General features: G+C 64.1%; 16 protein-coding genes and 1 pseudogene. 4 read left to right on the forward strand and 13 right to left on the reverse strand.

Annotated features, from left to right (window positions below; all coding sequences use genetic code 11):
* Nucleotides 1-377, forward strand: a pseudogene (locus tag V7116_RS19730) (phosphofructokinase); the annotation flags it as partial.
* A 292-nt stretch (nucleotides 378-669) separates the two neighbouring features.
* A complete protein-coding gene (locus V7116_RS19735) occupies nucleotides 670-1350 on the forward strand; it encodes a TIGR00266 family protein (protein ID WP_324393687.1) in 681 nt (226 codons plus the stop codon).
* Between the two features lie 131 nt (nucleotides 1351-1481).
* Here V7116_RS19735 and V7116_RS19740 read toward each other — a convergent pair whose 3' ends face one another.
* A complete protein-coding gene (locus V7116_RS19740) occupies nucleotides 1482-1991 on the reverse strand; it encodes a YbaK/EbsC family protein (RefSeq protein WP_324393688.1) in 510 nt (169 codons plus the stop codon).
* Nucleotides 1992-2035: 44 nt separating this feature from the next.
* Entirely contained in the window at nucleotides 2036-2272 is a 237-nt protein-coding gene (locus tag V7116_RS19745) for a 4-fold beta flower protein (protein WP_324393689.1), read from the reverse strand.
* A gap of 172 nt (nucleotides 2273-2444) precedes the next feature.
* Between V7116_RS19745 and V7116_RS19750 the strand changes: the two genes are divergently transcribed.
* Entirely contained in the window at nucleotides 2445-3128 is a 684-nt protein-coding gene (locus tag V7116_RS19750) for an SOS response-associated peptidase (protein WP_324393690.1), read from the forward strand.
* A gap of 99 nt (nucleotides 3129-3227) precedes the next feature.
* Here the strand turns inward: V7116_RS19750 and V7116_RS19755 are convergent, their stop codons facing one another.
* The 11 genes from V7116_RS19755 to V7116_RS19805 all read right to left on the reverse strand — a co-directional run bounded on the left by V7116_RS19755 (nucleotide 3228) and on the right by V7116_RS19805 (nucleotide 17195).
* A complete protein-coding gene (locus V7116_RS19755) occupies nucleotides 3228-4847 on the reverse strand; it encodes a hypothetical protein (RefSeq protein ID WP_324393691.1) in 1620 nt (539 codons plus the stop codon).
* Nucleotides 4848-5014: 167 nt separating this feature from the next.
* Nucleotides 5015-6085 (reverse strand): adenosine deaminase, encoded by a 1071-nt coding sequence (gene add / locus V7116_RS19760; protein WP_324393692.1) that lies wholly within the window; start codon nucleotides 6083-6085, stop codon nucleotides 5015-5017.
* Nucleotides 6072-9179, reverse strand: a complete 3108-nt coding sequence (locus tag V7116_RS19765; protein WP_324393693.1) for a GAF domain-containing protein — start codon at nucleotides 9177-9179, stop codon at nucleotides 6072-6074. Before V7116_RS19765 ends, add begins: the two co-directional genes overlap by 14 nt.
* A 2-nt stretch (nucleotides 9180-9181) precedes the next feature.
* Nucleotides 9182-9547 (reverse strand): hypothetical protein, encoded by a 366-nt coding sequence (locus tag V7116_RS19770; protein WP_324393694.1) that lies wholly within the window; start codon nucleotides 9545-9547, stop codon nucleotides 9182-9184.
* A 28-nt stretch (nucleotides 9548-9575) separates the two neighbouring features.
* Complete coding sequence (locus tag V7116_RS19775; RefSeq protein ID WP_324393695.1) at nucleotides 9576-9869, reverse strand: hypothetical protein; 294 nt, start codon at nucleotides 9867-9869, stop codon at nucleotides 9576-9578.
* Nucleotides 9870-9917: 48 nt separating this feature from the next.
* A complete protein-coding gene (locus V7116_RS19780) occupies nucleotides 9918-10292 on the reverse strand; it encodes a hypothetical protein (RefSeq protein ID WP_324393696.1) in 375 nt (124 codons plus the stop codon).
* Nucleotides 10293-10407: 115 nt separating this feature from the next.
* On the reverse strand, nucleotides 10408-13320 hold the full coding sequence (gene secA, locus V7116_RS19785; protein WP_324393697.1) for a preprotein translocase subunit SecA: 2913 nt from the start codon (nucleotides 13318-13320) through the stop codon (nucleotides 10408-10410).
* Between the two features lie 182 nt (nucleotides 13321-13502).
* A complete protein-coding gene (locus V7116_RS19790) occupies nucleotides 13503-13961 on the reverse strand; it encodes a hypothetical protein (RefSeq protein WP_324393698.1) in 459 nt (152 codons plus the stop codon).
* Between the two features lie 380 nt (nucleotides 13962-14341).
* On the reverse strand, nucleotides 14342-15373 hold the full coding sequence (meaB, locus tag V7116_RS19795; RefSeq protein ID WP_324393699.1) for a methylmalonyl Co-A mutase-associated GTPase MeaB: 1032 nt from the start codon (nucleotides 15371-15373) through the stop codon (nucleotides 14342-14344).
* Nucleotides 15370-15768, reverse strand: a complete 399-nt coding sequence (locus V7116_RS19800) for a cobalamin B12-binding domain-containing protein (protein ID WP_324393700.1) — start codon at nucleotides 15766-15768, stop codon at nucleotides 15370-15372. Before V7116_RS19800 ends, meaB begins: the two co-directional genes overlap by 4 nt.
* 182 nt (nucleotides 15769-15950) lie before the next feature.
* Nucleotides 15951-17195, reverse strand: coding sequence for an endo-1,3-alpha-glucanase family glycosylhydrolase (locus V7116_RS19805; protein ID WP_324393701.1), 1245 nt, complete (start codon nucleotides 17193-17195; stop codon nucleotides 15951-15953).
* Between the two features lie 248 nt (nucleotides 17196-17443).
* Here V7116_RS19805 and V7116_RS19810 point away from each other — a divergent pair.
* Nucleotides 17444-19892 (forward strand): GAF domain-containing protein (locus V7116_RS19810; protein WP_324393702.1); only part of this gene is annotated, 2449 nt, incomplete at its 3' end.

The raw sequence follows: 19892 nt of genomic DNA on the forward strand, positions 1-19892 counted from the left end.
AGATCGTGCAGCGCGGCGAGGCGGACGCCTACGGCCACCAGAAGTTGGGCGGCATCGGTTCCGTGGTGGGCGAGATGCTCAAGGATCTGACCGGCCAGAATATCATTTACCAGCAGGTCGCGTACCTGATGCGCTCCGGCGCGCCGGACTCGCTCGACCTGATGGTGGCGGCCAACTACGCGCAGATGGCGATGAGCCTCGTCGAGCAGGGGCGCTTTGGCCGCATGGTCGCGCTCCAGCGTGGGCTGTACACCGATATCAACATCAGCACGATCATGCAGGGCGTCAAGCGTGTGAACGTGGCGGAACTGTACGACGTGGAAACATACCGCCCGAAGGTGCGCCACGTCTTCGGCATGCCGATGTTCCTGATGTAGCTGGAAAGCGGCGGTTAGCCGTTAGCGATTAGCTAAGAGCAAGAACAAAGGCAAAAGCAAGCGCGTGATACGGGCGGTTCGAGGTCAAAAAGCACCTCATCCCCGGCCTTTCTCCAACCGGATTGGAGAGGAAAAACACGCGAGAATACAGGTTCTGTAGGGGCGGGTTTGCAACCCGCCCTGTTTTTTGCCCCGCAGCGCCCCACTCCCCCAATCGTTGGGGCGCGCGCGCAAATCCGTTCGCATGTACAATTAGTGGGTACGTGGATGACTGCGCAAGGAGAAACAGTACATGGAATACAAAATTCACGGGACCGTAATGCAAGCGCTCGAAGTCACCCTGGCGCGCGGCGAATCGATCTATACCGAGTCCGGTGGCATGGCGTGGATGACAGACGGCATCGACATGAAAACCAGCGGCAAGGGCGGCCTGGGCAGCATGATTGGCCGCAAGCTGGCCGGTGAAAGTATGTTCATGACGACCTATACCTGCCAGGTGGATCAGGGCATGATCACCTTCACGCCCGAAAGCCCCGGCAAGGTGATCCCGCTCGCGCTCAAGCCCGGCTACAGCATGATCTGCCAGAAGGACGCGTTCATGTGCGCCGAAGAGACGGTGCAGTTGGAGATGCACTTCCGGCGCAAGCTCGGCTCCGGCCTGTTCGGCGGCGAGGGCTTCATCCTGCAAAAGCTGACCGGCCCTGGCACGGCGTTCGTGGAGATCGCGGGCGAAGTGCAGATGGTCGAGCTGAAGGCAGGCGAGCGCCTGAAGATCGACCCCGGCCACATCGCCATGTACGAGCCGACGTGCAGCTACGACGTGGAAATGGTCAAGGGCGTCATGAATATGTTCATGGGCGGCGAGGGGCTGTTCCTGGCGACGGTCACCGGGCCGGGCCGGGTGTGGCTGCAAACTATGCCGCTGAGCAACCTCGCGGGATCGCTGAAGCGCTACATCGCCACCTCGTCATAGCGCGAACGAAGTCTCGACAGGATAAAAAAGGGCAGGCTTGACACCTGCCCTCTACAGCGCCGCCGTTTTGAGCGGGCCTGTATGATGGTCGTCTGACGCTGCCAGGGCGGGTTTACACCCGCCCTGCTCGTTTATTCGCCCTCGTCGCTTTCGGCGCCTTCCATCGGTTTGGACACGTCCACGACCCTCGCGTTCAGCACGCGCACGAGGTCGTCCACCTTCACCTTCAGGTTCACGCCGCGCTGCCCGCCGTTGACGAAGATCGCCTCGTGCTGTTTGGCCTGCTCGTCCAGGTAGACGCCCCAACGCTTCATGGTCAGCGCCAGCGCGCCGATGCCGCCCGTCTTCAGACCGGTGGCCGCCTCCGCGCCGCGCTTGGTGGTCATCGTCGCCTTCTTTTTGCCGATCGCCCGCGCGAACTGCTTGAGATCGAGCGTGCGATCCGACGCGATCATGACCAGCGCGTGCTCGTTATCGACCTGCACCACCAGCGTCTTATAGACCTCGGACGGCGACGCGCCCATCGCTTCCGCCGCGTGAACGCCGTCAACGATGTCCGGCGAATAGCTGAACGCCTCATAGGTCACTTTCTGGGCTTCCAGAAAGCGCATCGAGTTCAACTTCTTGATGTCTTGACTCATGTGTCCCTGCTTATATCAACGGCGGCGCAAACGCACCGCGCCCGTTAAAGCATCTCCTGCCCTTCTTCGTCCGTCACCGGCGCGCCTAAGTAGCCGATGACGTTTCCCTTCAGATCGAGCAGGGCATCGCCGTCGAGCAGCCACTGGCGGCCCCCGTTGAGATCGTAGACCACGCGCCCGTCGAGGACCCCGGTCTTCTCTCCCTGTAGATCATAGATCTGCTTCCCCGCGAGGTAGCCAAAAACTTCCCCATCGCGGTTGCAGATGCCCCGTGTGGACATGCCTGGCTCCTTTCTCTGGCAGACACTAACGATCCTATTCCAATTTGTAGCTGAAATGCGCGCCAGTGTCCAGTAGTGAAAACCATGAACGGCGCGTGGCAAGGGGAACACACGCCGCTCATGGGCGCGCTAAGTGTTGCATTGGCGGCAAATCGGAGCTATAATCGAACACATGTGCGGACGATTCACTCTCACGATTCCCGATCCTGACACGCTGGCGCAGGCGTTCACGCTGCCCGGCATGCCACCGGACCTGCCGCCGCGATTCAACATCGCGCCCACGCAGCCGGTGCTGACCGTCGTGCGCGAGACCGGCAGCGACGACAACGCGCTGAAGGTGATGCGCTGGGGGCTGATTCCGTCGTGGTCGAAAGACCCGTCGATCGCCAGCCGCCTCATCAACGCGCGCAGCGAAACGCTGACGGAAAAACCGACCTTTCGGACCGCCTTTGCACGCCGCCGCTGCCTGATCGTCGCGGACGGCTTCTACGAGTGGCAAAAGCAGGACAGCGGTCCCAAAGTGCCGATGTACATTTCGATGACCGATCACGAGGTGTTCGGCTTCGCGGGCCTGTGGGAACGCTGGACCGAACCGGACAGCGGCGAGGCGATCACGACCTGCACGATCATCACCGGGCCGCCCAACGAGTTGATCGCGCCCATCCACAACCGGATGCCGATCATTTTGCCGCGCGAGGCGTACGGCGCCTGGCTCGATCCCGACAACAAGGATCAGGCCGCGCTGACCACCTTGATGCGGCCCTACCCGGCGGACGCTATGACCGCCTACCCCGTCTCGCGCAAGGTCAACGCCGTGGCCTACGACAGCCCAGACCTGATCGAGCGCGTCGGATAGCACTGCCTTACCCGCCATTTCTATCTCACCAAAGGCAAAAAGGGATGGGTTGAACCCATCCCTTTGTCGATCCGCCGCGAGCCGATCGCGCTCCCCGCGTTATTGGGTCGGGTATGCGCCCATTTCCACGTAGTACCACATACCGTCGCGCAGGGCGTGGAACCACACCATCGTGCCGTTGCCGCTGAGATTGAACATGGACGGCTCACAGCACATGTAGTGTGCGACATCCTGGTAGGTATAGGGCAGCGTCTGCCCGCCATACGAAACACCGATCTGCCCGTTTTGCTTGAAGAAATAGAACGGGCAGCCCGCGATCAACTGCCAGCCGAAGATCTCGTCATAGCCCAACTGCGCGTTGAGGCTTTCTCCATCCACCAGCACCGTGCCGTCCACTTCCAGCACCCAATGGCCGTCCCACGACCACAGCGCCTTGACCGGCGGCTCGACAAACGGCCCGGACGGCGTGACGGTATAAACCACCTGCCCCGCACGGCGCACATAAAACAGCCCCGCGTTCCAATCGACTTCCACCTCGACCAGATCGTCACCGGCATAAACCGGCGCAATCCAGAAGAACGTCTGCGTGTCGACGTTGGCGACCGTCTCCGGCATCACGATCAGGGTCGCCGGTTGGCTCACCGTGTCGAGCAGCAGCCGGAAATCCGTCCCGCTGCTGTTGACCGCGACCGGGTAAAAAGACGAGACGTCGGAAATCAGCACGCTGTCGTGATAGTACAGCGTATACGTGGTCCCGCCTGCATCCGCCGCCAGCAGATAGCCGAACGGGTTGATAGCCCGATTGGCAGCATCGACTTTCACGGCGGAGTCCGGCTCGCGCCAGGAACGCCGCACGCCCAAGATTGCATCCGTCAGGCGGTCGCGGTACTCAAAGTGACTGGGCTGATCTTCCGCCGCCGACACGATCGGGTATTCCTCGGCGGTCAAGGGCGCGCAGACTGTCTGATCGCCCATGTGATCGCCCAGTTGATCGTCTGCACCATCGCCGGACGTGCCGTCGCTCCCGGTCGATCCGCCGCCGGACGTGTCTCCCGCCATACCGGTCAGACTCAGATTCGCCACCGCGCCTTTAAAATCCCAACCACTGCCGCCCACCGTGATCCGGGTCAGGTGAACCGGGCGCGGCAGCGGCTGGCCGAGCGGCCCCAGCCACTGCGACGCGTCGAACACGTCCGCCTCGAACGAAGACCATTCTCCGCCCGGCTCGATGAAAAAGTTGCGCAGCGCGGTCGCGCCGTCGTGGGTGATCATGAAACCATAGGCCCACTCGAACGACTGGCCCTGCTCGTCCAGAAAGGTCAGGCTGACCTTAACCGGATATTCCCCGCTGCCCGCATTCTGATCGCTCCACCATCCGCTGTTGGGCAGCGTATGCCGCTCGACGAGGACTTTCATCGAAAGCCACAGGCTGCCGTACCCCGTCACGTCGAAATCGAGCGGCTGCCACGCGGAGACCGCACTGCCGACGCTGCCGCTGTTCGTCCGCTCCCAGGCCAGCGCCGGAGACCCGGCGTACGCCTCCGGCTGAACCGCCATGCTGCAGTCGGCACAGGGCTGATCGCGGACCCAATAAGACATTCCTCGCACAAAATCACCGTTGGCGATCAGGGACGCCTGATCATCCTGCGCCCAGGTCGTTACCGGTGCCAGCAAGGCAGCGCAGACCATAACCCCCAGAAGGACTCTAAAGGATTTCATAACAGGCTCCTCCTCAAAAAGTCGTCATGAACCGCGCTAATACATGCATTATAGGACTATTTAAAAAGACGGCCCAGGCGCGTGAAAGGTCTCTAAAAACCCGATCAAAAAGGCCCACCTGTGCGGGTGGGCCTGGAGAACCACATCAACTGCGCGCCACGCAGGAATCACACCGCGCACAGCGCCGCGTCGAACTGCGCGACCAGCGCCGCGCGGTCGTCGTCGGGCAAAAAGGCCGACTGCGCCGCGTTCTGCGTGATCGTCTTCAGCGCATCCAGCGGCAGGCCCATCGCCACGTGCGCCAGCGCCAGCTCGTCCGTGAGCGTGATGCTGCTCAGCGACGGATCGTCGGTGTTGATCGTGACGCACAGCCCCGCCTCGAACAGCGCCGCCAGCGGATGCTCGGCAAGGTGGTGCACCGCACCGGTTTGCAGGTTGCTCGTGGGACAAATTTCGAGCGGCACGCCGCGCTCGCGCACAAGTTCCAGCACGCGCGGACTTTCCACGATCCGCACTCCGTGCCCGATGCGATCCGCCCCGATGCGCGTCACCGCATCGTGGATATTCTTGGGACCGTCCCACTCGCCCGCGTGAATGGTGACGCACAGCCCGGCGGCGTGCGCCTGCCGGAACAGAGCCTGGAACGGATCGGCGCTGTGCCCGACCTCCAGCCCGGCCAGATCCACGCCCGCGATCGCGTCGCAGCGCAGGTCCAGCGCGGCGGCCAGGGTGCGCTCCGCGATGGCGAGGCTCTCGTGGCGGTTGACGGACACGATAAGGCGGACCTGCATGTCCAGCTTGCGCCGGGCGTAAGTCGTCGCCTCGCAGACCCACTCGATTACCTGCTCGTAGCTGTAGCCGTTGTGCCGCGCCAGCGCGTTGGGTGTAAAGCGCAGCTCAAGGTACTTCACGTTATCGGCGGCGGCATCTTCGATCGCCTCCACCGTAACGCGGCGGATGATCTCGCGCGAGCGAAAAAACTGCCGCAGCGCGCCAAACTTGCTCAGGAACACGCCAAAACTCGCCTCGTCCGTCTCGACCATCTGGACGTGCGGGCGCAGCGCTTCGGGGGAGCTTGAGGGCAGCGGGATCTGGTAGTCGCGGGCGATCTCGACCAGCGTAGACAGGCGCAGCGAGCCTTCGAGGTGGCGGTGCAGATCGACCTTAGGCCAGGTGCGGATCTGGTGCCAGACGGAACTATTGCGATCGATCACCTGCCCGACGCTAAACATCCTCATGAGGCTGCTCCGGTTCCAGCGGCAGGGTCACGATAAACGTGCTGCCTTGGCCTTCCTGGCTTTCGACGCCAACCCGGCCACCGTGCGCCTCGGTGATGCGCTGCACGATGGATAGACCCAGGCCCGCGCCGCCATAGCGGTGCTTAATCATACGATCCCCCTGATAGAACCGCTCGAAGATATGCGCCAGCTTTTCCGGGGCGATGCCAATGCCGTGATCGGTGATGGAAATCGTAAAGGATGGCTCGGACGGATCGACGCTGGTGCGCAGGGTGATCGTCTCGCCATCGGGGGAAAACTTCGCCGCGTTGCCGATCAGGTTATCCAACACCTGATTGAGCCGGTCACGATCCGCATCGATCACATACGCGCCGGGCACAAGCTGCGCATCGAACTGAAGGCCGCGCTCGCCGTAGATCAGCGCCGCGCCCTTGCAGGCGGATTCGCACAGGTCGTTCAGGTTCACCGGGCCGAGGTCGAGCGTATCGTGCCGGATGCGTTCCAGGGCGAGGATGTCATCGATCAGGCGGCTGATGGAGCGCGTCTTGTCGTCGATGACGGCCAGCGCTTCGGCCTGCTCGCCCGTAATCGGCCCCATTTCCTCGTCGCGCAGCAGCCCGGTATAACCGCGCACCAGCGACAGCGGGCTACGCAGCTCGTGACTGACGTTGGCGATCAGCTCGTCGCGCAGGGCGTCCACTTCCTTGAGACTCGCATTGGCCGCGGACAGCTCGGCGGCGCGCTCGCGGGTCTCGTTCAGCAGGTGCATGGTCTGGATCGCGGCGGCGATCTGCCCACCCGCGATCGTCAGCAGGCGCTCGTGATCGGGCGTAAACGCATAGGGCTGCTCGCTGTCGATGCTCAGGGCGCCGATGGCGCGGTCCTGCACGGTGAGCGGCACGCACAGCAGCGAGAGAATCGCGGGATCCACCACGCGGAAATCGCGCTGGGTGCGCGTATCGGGCACATAAATCACGCTGCCGGTCGAAACCACCTGCCCCGCGACCGGCTCGCCCAGCTTGAAACGCGCGTTGGGCAGCAGGCGCGGATCGATGCCGATCGACGCGCGCACCACGACCATCTCCCCGGCGTCGTCCAGCAGGCTGATCGATACCGAGCGGCACCCAAACACCTGCTGCACCGTGCGGACCACGATGCGCAGGATGTCATCGAGCGACTGGCTGCTGCTAACGCGCTGCGCCAGCTCATACAGCGCGCTGACTTCATCGAGGCGGCGGCGCAGGCTGATGTGATAGCGCACGTTGTCGAACGCGGTCGCGGCCTGCATGCACACCAGATCCAGGGCGCGCAGGGTGTCGCTGGTCAGGGTGTGGGGCTGGTCGTAGAGCAGCGTCAGCGCGCCCAGCATCTGCCCTCCATAGCGGATCGGACACAGCACCGCCGTGCGCACCGGCCAGCCGGTCGCAAACTGCGCCAGCCCATCGGCGCTCTCCGCTTCGAGCAGCACCAGCGTCGTACCGCGCAGCACCTGATCCAGCGCATCGACGCGGTAGATCGCGTCCCCACGTAAGATATGCAGATCGCGCGGCTCGTCGGCGCTCCTGCCGTGCTGTTCCAGGCGATACGCCGCGCCCCACGACGGGTCATCGACCAAGTGCATCCAGGCTTCGCGCGGCTGGAACAGATCCTGCGTCGCAGACAGCACCAGCCCCGCGATCCCTTCGAGATCGTGCCCGGCGGCCAGCGCCAGGCCCAGGCGGTGAATCGCTTCCAGCATCGCCAGCCGGTTCGACGTCTCTTCGAACAACTGCACGTTCTGGATCGCGCTGGCAATCGGCCCGGCGAGGGTTTCCATCAGGGCGATGTCGTCGGGCGTATACGCGCCCGGCTGGTAGCTCTGTACGCTGAGCACGCCGACCGTTTCGTCCTGAGTGATCAGCGGCATCATGAGGATGCTGCGCGGCACTTCGCCGTCGATAATCGTTTCCTGCGGCAGCGCGTCGTCAGCGGTATCGAAGATGATCACCGGCTCGTGGGAACGCAGCACGCGGCCCAACAGCCCCGCATCGGCGCTTTGAAATTCGTCGTCACGGCAGAAGCCGTGATCGTACGCGCCGGTAATCCTGACCACCTGCGTTTCGGGATTATACAGCCCGATATAAAACGTGGTGGCGTCCATCAGGCTGTTGATCTTCTGGTAGACCACGTCGAGCAGCCCGCCCAGATCAACGTGCCCCAACGCCAGACTGACGTCGCTGACCGCTTCGTACTGCTGCACGCGCCGATGCTTTTCTTCGTACATATACGCGCTGGAAAACGCCGCGGCAACCTGACTCGCCAATGCCTGAAGCAGATCGGCGTCTTCGGCGCTGAAAGCATTCGTCTGCGTACTGTTGAGCGAGATCAGGCCCAAATAGTCGCCGTGGTAGATCAGCGGCGCGCCCAGCCAGCTCCGAATATGCTGGCTACCCGCCAGTTTGACCCAGGTCGGCTCGTTCGCGCAGTCCGGGATCAGCAGCGCACGGCCCGTTTCGCGCAGGGTGCGGGTCGTATGGAACTCCCCAAGGGTTTCAATCTCGTCCGGCGAAAGCTGTTCGGGCCGGGGGCCGCTGCTGCGCATCACGCGGAGCCGGTCGTCCCGATCGACCAGGAACACGGTCACGCTGTCCGCCGGGATCAACCGCAGCGACTGGTCCAGCACCGTATCGAGCAGCGCTTCCAGTTCCAGCGTGCCGGACGTCGCCAGCAAGATCGAGTACAGCGTCAGCAGGCGCTCGCGCGTGTTGTCCTCGAAATGGTGCTTCAACAGGTACTGCTGGCCACCGGGCAGACGCCACGCGATGATATGCACCGGCACGTGACGATCCGCCGCCCCCAGCGCGCCCAGCCGGATCTCGCCGGAGGCCGCGCCCTCGTCGCACAGATCCGCCCACCACGCCCGCACCTGGGCGCGATCGTCGGGCACGATCAGGTCGAACATCGAGCGCCCTTCCACCGCGCCCGCCTGGACGCTGCCGTAAAAGCGCACGGCATCGGGCGACGCAAAACAAATCGCGCCCTCCGTATCAGCGATCAGGCTGATATCGCGGGGCGCATTCAGCGCGGACATAAAGGCCGACGTGTTCGCGTTCAAGATCATCTTCTGCGCGACGGTGCTTTAGCCGGTCCACCGCCCGGCTCATCCTGTGAATGAACGATCAGCCAGCTCCAGTAGCGCCAGGCCGCCGCCAACGCCACCCCCAGGCTAATTGCAAATGGAACCGAATACAAAAATGCCTCGGCAGCGCTGTCATCCAGCACGCCGCCGTCCCCGATCCCCGGCGCAAGCAGCCGGATGGCTGCGGGAATCAGCATCAGCACCATCGCCACGTAAAACCAGCGGTAGTACGGCGGGCGCTTGGTCACCGATCCGAAGCGCTGGCTGATCTGCGCCATGACGTACAACCCGTAGATCAGAGCCAGGGGCGCCGCAACACTGAGCAGGGCCAGGATATTTTCCATCGACGGTCCTCTCGATTTCCCGGCGCGCCTAGCGCCCGCTGGTCATTAGACGATAGGTGCGATGCGCCAACACCGCCAGACTCGCGCCACCCAGCAGCAGCAGCAAATCGAGCCACGCGTCCCCGGCGATTTTGCCCGCCGCGATGATCCGCACCGCCGCCGCGCCAAACAGGATCACCGGCACGGCAAACAACTGGTAGTAGGTGCGCTGCGACGCCATCTGCTCGTAAAAGCGCGCGATCAAGGCCAGAACGAGGATAAACGCGGCAACGAGAACCCATCCAACAAGGGTTAACAATTGGTGGATGTCGCTCCAAGACATAGGCTGCTCTCTCCTGGTCGTGGTGTGCCCCCGACCCAGACGGCCCGGCTAGCGCAGGCTGCGAATGACGTGATAAATAGCCTTAACTCGAAACTGGCGATCATCGCAAGCGTCAAGGAATCGATCGATCATGTGCCGCGTCTGCGGATCGTCCGTCAGCGTGAAGATGCGCAGCCCACCCAGGTTATCCATCTCGACCAGCCCGTCGTGTACCAACTGCACCAGCTCCGGCTCCAGCGTGCGCACGTCACGGTCCAGGACGCGCGCGATCGACTCCGCCGTTTCGCTGGTATGGGGGTGATCGTTAAAAAAACGGACCAGATCCCACTTGATGAAAGTGTTGATCCGGCCCTGAATAAACTCAAGCAAAAAAGGCTCCATGTCGTCCATCGGACTGGCCGCCAGCTTGTTTGCGTCTGCCATGAGGCGTGTTCCTCTTTGCTCGCGCGGTCGGTAAGTGACCGGCGCAGCGTGCCACCCGTCACGCGCGCCGGTTGTATTCGTGGATGGATCGTGACCGGCCCCGGTGGCCGATCCGCTAGCGCCGACGCCGGGACGCCGCCGTGCGTTTCACCGCGTCGGGCGCCACCGTCTGCCGCTGTTCCTGCAGCAAACGATAGTGGCAGTTCTTAAACTTCTTGCCACTGCCGCAGGGGCATGGGTCATTACGTCCCACATTATCGTACATTCCCGCATTTCGCGCAGGTTCGGGCGCAGCAGTGCGCGCGGGCGTCGGAGCCGCCCCACCGGAGCCGTCACTGGAGGCCACGGTGGGCATCGCGCCGCGCCCGGCGCGGATGTTGCTCAGGTGTAGCTGCGTGGGGATGCGCGCCGCGCTGGGCTGCTGCTCGCGCGGGGCGACGCGGAAGATATCGCGCACGACCTTGCCGCGAATTTCCTCTTGCAGCGCGGTCCACATGGCGTAACTTTCGCGCTTGTACTCCACCAGCGGGTCGCGCCCGCCGTAGCCCATCAGCCCGATGCCTTCACGCAGGATGTCGAGGTCGGTCAGGTTGCGCTGCCACAGCGAGTCCACCACCGCCAGCATGACGTGGCGCTCGGCCATATTCATCCATTCGTCGCCGAAACGCTCCGCGCGCTCGTCGTAGACCTGAAGCGCGCCTTTGACCAGCATCAGCTCGATCTCGTCGGCATTGGGCGCGTCCGCGAGCGCATCGGGCGTGATGTGCGCCGGGACGGGATAAATCGTCAGGGCGGCGCGGTGCAGCTCGTCCACGGCCCACTCGTCGGGATCGCCGTGGACGTGCTCGTTCACCAGCTCGTGAAGCTCCTCGGCCAGCATACGCTGGATCTGCTCACGCAGCTCGCCCGGCTGGGCGTTCAGGATCATGCGGCGCTGGTTGTAGATCGTCTCGCGCTGCTTATTCACCACGTCGTCGTACTCGAGCACGTGCTTGCGGATGTCGAAGTTGTGGCCTTCGACGCGCACCTGGGCCTGCTGGATCGACTTGGAGATCATGCCGTGCTCGATGGGCATGTCTTCGGGCATGTCAGCCCACTTCATGAAGTTCTTCACGCGGTCGCCGCCGAAGCGCTTCATGAGGTCGTCTTCGAGCGAGAGGTAGAAGCGGCTCTCGCCGGGGTCACCCTGGCGGCCCGACCGGCCACGAAGCTGGTTGTCGATGCGCCGCGCCTCGTGGCGCTCCGTGCCCAGCACGTACAGCCCGCCTTCGGCCAGCACCTTCTTGCGGTCTTCGATAATCTCGGCCTTCGCTTCGGCCAGCACTTCCTGCCACTGCTCGCCGGTGGCCTCGGTGATGTCGACGCCGTAGCGCTTACGCAGCTTCTCACGCGCGAGGCCGTCGGGATTACCGCCGAGCAGGATGTCAACACCACGCCCGGCCATGTTGGTGGCAATGGTCACCGAGCCGGGGCGGCCCGCCTGGGCGATGATCACGGCTTCGCGCTCGTGCTGCTTCGCGTTCAGGACGTTGTGCGGCACGCCGCTGCGTTCGAGCAGCTTGCTCAGACGCTCGCTGGTCTCGATGGCGGTCGTACCGACCAGCACCGGCTGGCCGCGCTGCTGGCGCTCTTTGATGTCCGCCACGACGGCGTGGAACTTGGACTTTTCGTTCATGTACACGTAGTCCTGCTTGTCCTCGCGGATACAGGGCAGGTTCGTGGGGATCGCCGTCACTTCGAGGTTGTAGATCTCGTCGAACTCGCTGGCCTCGGTCATGGCCGTACCGGTCATGCCCGCCAGTTTTTCGTACATACGGAAGTAGTTCTGGAACGTGATCGTTGCCAGCGTCAGGTTTTCGCGCCGGACCTCGACGCCTTCTTTCGCTTCGATCGCCTGGTGCAGACCTTCGGAGAAGCGCCGACCGTGCATCAGACGCCCGGTGAACTCGTCCACGATGATGATCTGCCCGTTCATGATCACGTAATCTTTGTCGAGCTGGTAGGTCACGTACGCCCGCAGCGCGTTGTCCAGGTAGGGCAGCATCTCTGCGTTCTCCGGGCCGTAGAGGTTATCGCCCTGGAGAATGTGCTCGTGCTCCAACATGCGCTCGATCTTCTCGACGCCCGCTTCAGTGAGGTATACGCTGCGCGTGCGCAGCTCCTCGACGTAATCGCCGTCCGGCTCCTCGACGTCGATGCTTTCCTGGCTGCTCGGCTTCAGCGAGCGCACCAGCCGCGAGAACAGCCGGTAATGGTCGGAGGGCGCGTCGGCCTGACCGCTGATGATCAGCGGGGTACGCGCTTCGTCGATCAGGATGTTGTCCACCTCGTCGACGATGCCGTAATAGTGGCCGCGCTGCGTCAGGCGGTCCAGGCTGGGGGCCATGTTGTCGCGCAGGTAGTCGAAGCCGAACTCGTTATTCGTGCCATAGGTGATGTCGGCCTGATACGCCTCGCGCCGCTCGATCGGCTCAAGGTACTGGAAGCGCGCATCGTCGCTGCTCCATTCCGGGTTGAAGCGGAAGGAGTGCATCGTGTCGTTTTCGCCCCGGTTCTGGATCACTGCGGAGGTCAGGCCCAGGAAGTGATAGATCGGCCCCATCTGCTGCAAGCCGAACTTGGACAGGTAGTCGTTGGGCGTGACGAGGTGCACCCCGCGCCCGGTGAGCGCGTTGAGATACATCGCCAGGGTCGCGGTCAGCGTCTTACCTTCGCCCGTCTTCATCTCGGCGATCTTGCCCTGGTGCAGCACGATGCCGCCGATGAGCTGCACGTCGAAGTGCCGCTGGCCGATGGTCCGCACGGCAGTCTCGCGCACGACGGCGAACGCTTCGGGCAGGATGTCGTCGAGCGTCTCACCGTCTTCGAGCCGCTGGCGGAACTCATCCGTTTTGGCGCGCAGGTCGGCGTCGCTGCACGCCTTCATCTGCGGTTCGAGCTTGTTGATGTCCTCGACAATATCGCGGTGCTTGTTGAGTTCTCGTTCGTTCGGATCACCGAACACGGCTTTTGCCAGTGATTTAAACATCGTACCTCTCGCACCTGCAGGGCGGAGGCAAGCGCCGCCGTCCCACCTCATTAACCGATGGTCGCAGTGAATTTAGAATACCGGAAGGATTATAACATATCGAGGGGTGGCCTTGAAGCATTCCGGCTCACTCTAGCGGATCTCTAATACATGCCAGAGTGAGCCGGAAACGGGGTGACCCTTTAGAGGAGCGACAGGACCATCACGAAGGCCAGCACGGTCACGAGCACCGCGGTCAGCCCCAGCACGACCAGCAGCAGAATCGCCCACAGCGGGATGTTGCTGCCCACCTGCGACTTTTGCACGGCACGGCGCGGCTGAGACGCGACCCGTCGCGGCGAGTGCTGGGTTTCAAGCTGCTCGTTCCACGGCTCGACTTCCCAATGCCTCTGCTCGTGCAGCGGCGCCGGGATGCGGCCCTGCCCGTTCGGTTCGTACCGCGACCGGCGCGGTAGACGCGCGCGATACGCTACGCGAGAAGAAGGCGCCAGCGGCAGCGGTTCGTCGTCTACGTACCCTGCCGCGAGATCCTCGATCTCGACGCCCGTATCACTCAGATCATCTTCGTTTGCCAAAGCCCACTGGTCTTCGGTCAAAGTGCTGCGCAGATAGCTGCGCCGGTTGGGAGCATACTCGTTCATCGCAAACCCCCGATCGGTTTAAGTGTGCCCTTTAGTGTACCCCAAATTTTAGGGGGTTAATGGGCTGGAGCCTGACAGCCGCATGACTACCGGCTGACGCTCACCGACAGAAAAGCCAAACGCTGCCCACAGCGGTCACAGGTCGTGAACGACAGGTGTGGGAAGGGATGCACAGGGGAAAACCCGGCAGGTTGTGTAGGAGCGTTTTGGCGCTTTTTAACTTTTAGACTCAGGGAGGTAGAAAAGCAGGGCGGGTTTCTAACCCGCCCCTACAAAACCCCGCCGGGCACAGCCTGTCTCCCCTCTCCAATCGAATTGGAGAGGGGCCGGGGGTGAGGTTCTGGAAGAAACGGACGGAATCCGGTTGATCCGAGGAACCGTCAATCGCGGATCGCTAGCAGCTCCGCGACGGCGCTGCCGGGATCGAGCGTGCGCGCCGCCATGCGATCGACCACGTCCGCGAGCGCAGCGGGGGTCTGCGCCGCCAGCAGACGCGCCAACAGCACCTCGCGCAGCCGGTCGATCAGCTCCGCCTCGACGCGCTGCCGCTCGCGTTCCTGGCGCTGGCCGCTCTCGCGCAGGTGCTCGCCGTGCGCCGCGATCGCGTCCGCGACGGCGTCCAGGCCCTCATTCTCCGCCGCGACGGTCTTCAGGATCGGCACCTGCCAGAAATCATATTCGGGGGAAGCGCCCGTGTCGTCCTGGATCAGCCGCTGGCCGTGATGCGGCACGGCGCGCATGCGGTGGCCCAGGTCGAGCATGGCCCGCAGCGCGCGGACCGTGTTCTCCACGCCGGGCCGGTCGGCCTTGTTCACCACCAGGATGTCCGCGATTTCGAGGATGCCCGCTTTGATCGCCTGAACGTCGTCGCCCAGGCCGGGCGCGTCCACCACGATCGTGGTGTAGGCCGTGCGCGCGATGTCCACTTCGCTCTGCCCCGCGCCGACCGTCTCGATCAGCACGAGATCGAAGCCCGCCGCGTCGAGGATGCGCGTCACGTCGTTGGTCGTCGCGGAGAGGCCGCCGAGGCTGCCCCGGCTCGCCATGCTGCGGATGAACACGCCCGCATCCCCGGCGTGATCGCTCATGCGGATGCGGTCGCCCAGCACCGCCCCGCCGCTGAACGGGCTGGTGGGATCCACGGCGACGATGCCGACCGTCTGCCCGCGCGCGCGGAACACACGGGTCAGCGCGTTAACCACAGTCGATTTACCCGTGCCGGGCGCGCCCGTGATGCCCACGATCGCGGCGCGACCCGTATGCGGGTACAGCGCGGCGATGGCCGCATCCGCGCCGGGCACGCGATTTTCCACGCGCGTGATCAGGCGCGCCAGCGCGCGGCGGTTGCCCGCCAGCACACCGTCCACCAGCGCGCCAAACTCGGATGATAGGGCGGCGTGCGGACCCGTCATGCCGCGAACACGCCGTTGATGTGCTCCACGATCGCCTCGGTATTCGTGCCGGGGCCGAACACAGCGCTGACACCCAGCTCGGCCAGCGCGGGCGCATCCTCGTCGGGGATGATGCCGCCCACCACCACCATTACGTCGTCAAGTCCTTCGGCGCGCAGCAGCTCGATCACGCGCGGCACGAGCGCCATGTGCGCCCCGCTGAGGATCGACAGGCCGACCACGTCTACGTCTTCTTGCAGCGCGGCCTCCGCGATCATTTCGGGCGTCTGGCGCAGGCCGGTATAAATCACTTCCATGCCCGCATCACGCAGCGCGCGGGCGATCACTTTCGCGCCCCGGTCGTGCCCATCCAGGCCGGGCTTGGCGATCAGTACGCGGATCTTTTGTTCGCTCATGGATTACCCTGTTTGACTCCGATTCATGCGTGCTCAACGCGGCGGATTATAGCGCACCCACCGCTTACTGGACATAACAGCCGAGCGCGGCAAAAGTGACGCGGCACACTAAAACGCATCGGGGCGGACCACATGGCCCGCCCCGGTTGGTTGCGTTACGAGTTTGCGTTGGTGGTAATGCTCTACTCGGTTACCGGCACAGCGTTGATGTCGCCCTGCACGTTGGCGTACTGCGCCGAGATCCAGCCCTCGCCAGCGCCATAGTTGATCTTGTACCACGACGCGTCGGCGTTCTTGCCGATCAGCGGGTAGACGTTCGGCGCGGACGCCACACCCACCACGCGCGTATCCGTGGACGGCCCCTGCCGGATGTTCAGGTTGATGATCGTCGGGGCAGCGCCGGGCTGACCCTCGGCCAGCGGCGGGATGGTCGAGTCCTGCGGCGCGGCCTCGCCACCCTCGGCGGGCGCGACGGGCGCAGCCGGAACGGATCCGGTCGCCTTGTACTGGCTGATCATGTCGCGCGCCATGTCGAGGTACTGCGTGCCGAAGTTGGCGCTCGGCTCGATGTGGCTGTTCTCGAAGAACTCGTTCCAGCTCGTGATGATGATCATGTGCGGGTTGGATGCCACCGCGCCGCTGAAGCTCGCCTGGAAGAACGAGCCGTTGCCGCGATCGCGCACGACGGGATCGGCGCGGCCCAGGTGCGACTCGTCGAAGCCCGGCATGGCCGTGGCGACGAAGATGCCGCCCGCCGTCTTCACGCGCGAGGACCACGTGGCGTTCGTGCCCGCCGGGTTGCCGCTCCACGCGATGTTGTACAGGTTCAGGCCGTCGAACACGCCGACGTAGTTCAGCGCGTTGCCTTCCGCAATCCAGATCGAGTCGTGGTTGGGATCGACGGCATTGCGCACGCCCGCCCACTGCTGCGGCGTGAAGCGCTGCTGGTTCCAGAAGAAGATCACGGGCTTGCCGTTGTAGCGCAGGTACGCCGGGTGGCTGCCCAGGCTGTGAATGGCATGATCGACCGCGCCCTGTGCCTCTTCGATGGTGGACAGGAAGCCCTGCCCCATGTCGATATCGACCGCGACGTGGAAGCCCTGCGACGATGCCTGGTTGAGCAGCGTACCGAATACGCCGCTGGTGTACGGCTCGCCGGGGCCGAACCAGCTCATCACGAAGCCGTCGATGCCCGCCGACTGCGCCTGGCTGATCTGGCGCGACATCACGCCCGCATCCGCCGAATCGTAAGGTTCCGCCGGGCGGTCGAGCAGTTCGCCCGCGCCCCACTGCCCGCTGTTATACCAGCCGTAGAAGTAGGCCAGCACCATCGGCCCGGACTGCGCTTCCGCCGTCTGAGTCGGCTGGGCAGGCGCGAACGGGACCACCAGGGCGGCCAAGAGAATGACTACTATCCACTTCCTCATTCCAGTCTCATCCCATAACTAGTGATACAGATAGGTACTACAGAGGTAGCATAGTCACCAACGCAGCGGCAACCTTACTCCGTGAAAAAAGTAAAAACAACAGGACCGCAGAACTAGCGTTCTGCAAACCCGAGGGGCACCCCATTCGGCACGCCAGATAGGTACCATTCGGGCACGGTGCGCTTCCGCGTTGTGTGATAAAATGCAAGACGAAGTTGAGTGAAAGTGCCAGTGGCGGAGCAGGATTAATGCAATCGCACGTCATGTACATCCGATCCCGGGAGCATTTTCCCGGTATATTGCTGGCCGCAGTCGTCCTGCTGGCCGCCGCGATCCTGTTGATCGCGGATGCCGCCGCCGCGTGGCGCTGGCGCGAGCAGCCCTTTGTGGGCGTCATGCCCCTGCGCGACCTGACGCTGGACGCCAGCCAACCCCTCGCGGACGATGCGTGGCCGGTCCGCGACGCCGGACTGCGCGCCGGAGATCGCCTGATCGCGCTGGATGGCGTCGATCTGGCCGGGCTGCCGGTTGGCGAGCGCGTAGGCGCGTTCCGCGACGTGCTGAAGGCGCACGAACCGGGTGACACGCTCGTCGTGAGCTTCCGGCGCAGCGATATGGACGTGCCCCCGGCACCGGGTATGGCCTGCGAAGCGCTGCCCGGCGAAGACGCCCTGCTGTGCACGACCGACGTCACGCTGGCCACCATGCCCAATATCGATTTCGCGGGACACTTCGGCCTGGGCTGGATCGCCGCGATCGTCGTCTGGGCGACCGGCGCGGCGGTGTTCATCCGCCAGCCCACGACGCTGGTCGTGCGCCTGGGCGCGATGCTGGCCGCGGCACTGTCCGTCGCGCTGGGCGGTTGGTTCGACGCGCACACGACGCACTGGATGGTCGAAGCGTGGCTGATGGCGTGCAGCCTCACCGGCGCGCTGCTGATCTCGCTGGGCCTGATTTTCCCCTACCGCTACGCGTTCTTGCAGCGCACCCCGGCCTGGACCTGGGCTCCAATCGTGGCAAGTCTGGCGCTCAGCGCGGCGGGCATCGTCATTTACCGCGCCGAGGGCAATCTGAGCCACCAGACGGTCCTCTTCGCGCTGAGCGTGATCGTGGTCGGCATCCTGGCGCTGGCGGGCATGTCGCAGTTACGCCGCGTGCGCGCCGCTTCACCCCTGGCGAACAACCAGATTTCCATCGCGCTGTTGGGCCTGATCCCGTGGATGGCTGCCGCCCTGATCGGATTCGTGTGGCAGGTCTTCACGGGCCACCTGCCGACCGCGCTGGTGCTGCTGAATCAAGTGCTGCCGGTGCTGTTCCCGATCACGATGGTTTACGCGCTCTCGCAGTCACGGCCCGCCGACGCGGACCGCTTCGTGACGCAAAGCGTGCTGTATGCCATGGTCGTGGGCGTGCTGGGGGTCGCGTACTGGCTGGTGGTGACCGGCCTGTCGCTGCTGCTGGGCCGGACGGTGCTTAGCACGGCATCCAGCCCCATCATGATCGCGGTGACCGTGTTCGCCATCGCGGTGCTGTTCATGCCGCTGCGGCAGGCGCTTCAGCGGCTCGTGGATGCGACATATTTCCGGGGCCGCCGCGCCTATCAAGCCCAGTTGGAGCAGTTCGCACGCGAAGTCGCCAACGCGGTGACGCTGCGCGACGTGATCGCGCTGGTGCAGCGGCACCTGAACGACACGCTCGCGCCGGAACACGTCACACTGTTCGTGCGCGACGTCAGCCTGCAAGCCTACCGGCCCGAACCGGATCCGGCGACCGGCCTGCCCCTGACCGACGTCATGTTTGCGCTGGACGGCGGGCTGGCGCGCGCTTTACGCGATCAGGCGGGATTGATCTATTTGCAGGAAGGGCGGCCCCTGCCCCTGGAAATCGTGAGCGACCGCGCCAAGCTGGGCGTCGTGGGCGCGCCGCTGATCGTGCGGCTGAAGGGCCAGCGCACGCTGAACGGCTTCCTCGCCATTGGACGGCGGCGCAGCGGGGCCGGGTATGCGCAAGAAGACCTGCGCTTCATCGAAAACCTGAGCGACCAGATCGCGCTGGCGGTCGAACGCGCGCAGGTCGTGGACGACCTCGAACGCCGTATGCGCGTGCAAGACGTGCTGAGCCAGGTCAGCCGCGCGCTGAACTTCGCCATCGACTTCGACACGCTGCTGGAATTGATCTATGCGCAGACCAGCCGCGTGATCGACGCGCCGAACTTTTACATCGCGCTGCGCAACCCCAACATGGATGAACTCACCTACGTGTTCTACAACGAAGGGGACGAGCGCATCCTGGCGAAAGAGGGCACGCGCTGGCGTATGGGCCTGGACCTGATCAGCGAGATCGCGCGCACGCAGCAAACGCTGCGCACCGACGACTTCGTGCGTGAAACCATGACGCGCGATCCCAACGCTCAAATCAGCAATACGTCGATCAAAGCGTGGATGGGCGTGCCGCTGCTGGCGGATACGGGCACGGGCGTTTTGGGCGTGATGGTCGCGGCCAACAGCGAGCCGGGCGTCACCTTCAGTGACGACCAGCAGGACCTGTTCTGGGACATCGCCAACCTCGCGGCGAGCGCCATCGACAAGCTGCAGCTGTTCAACAAGACGCAGCAGCGCGCCCGCCAACTAAGCGCCATCAACGAAATTTCGAGCCACCTCGCCGCCGAACTGGGCGACGTGGACCGCCTGCTGCGCA

Source organism: Aggregatilinea sp., assembly GCF_036822615.1.
Taxonomy (GTDB): Bacteria; Chloroflexota; Anaerolineae; order Aggregatilineales; family Aggregatilineaceae; genus Aggregatilinea.